Source organism: Domibacillus sp. F004 (assembly GCF_057814295.1).
Genome location: NZ_JBVATB010000020.1, coordinates 1 through 1,319 on the forward strand (window position 1 = coordinate 1; position 1,319 = coordinate 1,319).

2 protein-coding genes are annotated in these 1,319 nt (G+C 38.0%); both read right to left on the reverse strand.

Features of this window, described 5'->3' with window-relative positions; genetic code table 11:
- Positions 1-38: 38 nt before the first annotated feature.
- On the reverse strand, positions 39-944 hold the full coding sequence (locus ACZYRN_RS19190; RefSeq protein WP_488913182.1) for an IS3 family transposase: 906 nt from the start codon (positions 942-944) through the stop codon (positions 39-41).
- The gene (locus ACZYRN_RS19195; protein WP_488913181.1) at positions 914-1,234 is read right to left on the reverse strand and encodes a helix-turn-helix domain-containing protein; all 321 of its coding nucleotides are present in this window, start codon (positions 1,232-1,234) and stop codon (positions 914-916) included. The genes ACZYRN_RS19190 and ACZYRN_RS19195 overlap by 31 nt, the downstream gene beginning before the upstream one ends.
- Positions 1,235-1,319: the final 85 nt, after the last annotated feature.

The window sequence follows — 1,319 nt, forward strand, 5'->3', positions numbered from 1 at the left end:
TTGGACTTACCCCTGTCAAGTAGACAGCTCTAAAAAGACTATGCAGCCATTGTGATTCGATATTCTATCGGAGCTCGGTGGCTAAGTCGTTTTTGGAAACGTTTATAGTTATAATAATAAATATAATTCTCAACGGCTTGAACCAGTTCTTTTTCTGTTTTAAAATCAGTTAGATACAACATCTCCGATTTGAAATGGGAGAAAAACGATTCGACACAGGCATTGTCGTGGCAGTTTCCTTTGCGAGAGTGGCTGCCTATGACACCAAGTTGTTGAAGTCGTCGGTTGTATGCATGGGATGTGTACTGAAAACCCTGATCCGAATGGAGAATGGTTCTGTACACATCTCTTTTTTGCATTACATCATCTAATGTATCTAAAACTAATTTTAAGTCATTACGATTCGAGATTTTCCATGATACGATTTCGTTGTTATAGATGTCCTGTACAACGGATAAATAGCGAAATCCTCCCTTGAAAGGTAAATAAGTAATGTCCGTAACGAGTGCTTCATTTTGCTTACGCCCTTGGAATTCTTGGTTGAGGACATTGGGAAACACTTTAGACGGCTTCCCTTTTAAGAAGCGTCGCTTCTTACGAATGATAGATTGTATATTTAACACACGCATTAATCGATATACTTTTTTGTGGTTGATGAAGAAACCCCTCTCCTGCAGAGCGATTTTCATACGAGGGTAGCCATACTCTTTATGTTTGATATGAATGGATTTGATGGCTTCTTTCAGCTGCTGATCAAGATGAACCCGTGAACATCGTTTAGCCTGTCTATCACGCCATTTATAGTAGCTGGATCGTTGGATATTGGCCATTTCAGTAAGCCAAATAACGGGATATGTATGTTTCATTTTTTCAATGATTTCATATTTTACAACGTACTTTAGTACACCTCCATTTACAGATTTGGATAACGCTTTTTTAGATATTCGACCTGTGCTTTGTAGTAATCTCGTTCTTCCTCAACGTTTCTAAAATGGATACGATGCCCCTTTAAAGGATTGGGCTGGTCAAGAGGATTACTTGAAGTGCCTCTTAAATCTGTAACAATTCCCTTCTCTAGATACTTTTTCACCCACATTTTCAGTTGGGTAGAACTCTTTAAGCCATATTGTTTGGCGAGTCCTTTATAGGACCCTTCTCCATTTAAATAACTTTGTACCATCTTCATTTTTGCTTCCTCTGAATACTTCGTAAACTTTTGTCCTTTTATAGCCATAATAAAATCCCCTCCAAGTAGCAGTGTAACATTCCATGATTAACATGGTCTTTTTACACTGTCTACCTAAAGGGGATAATATCAT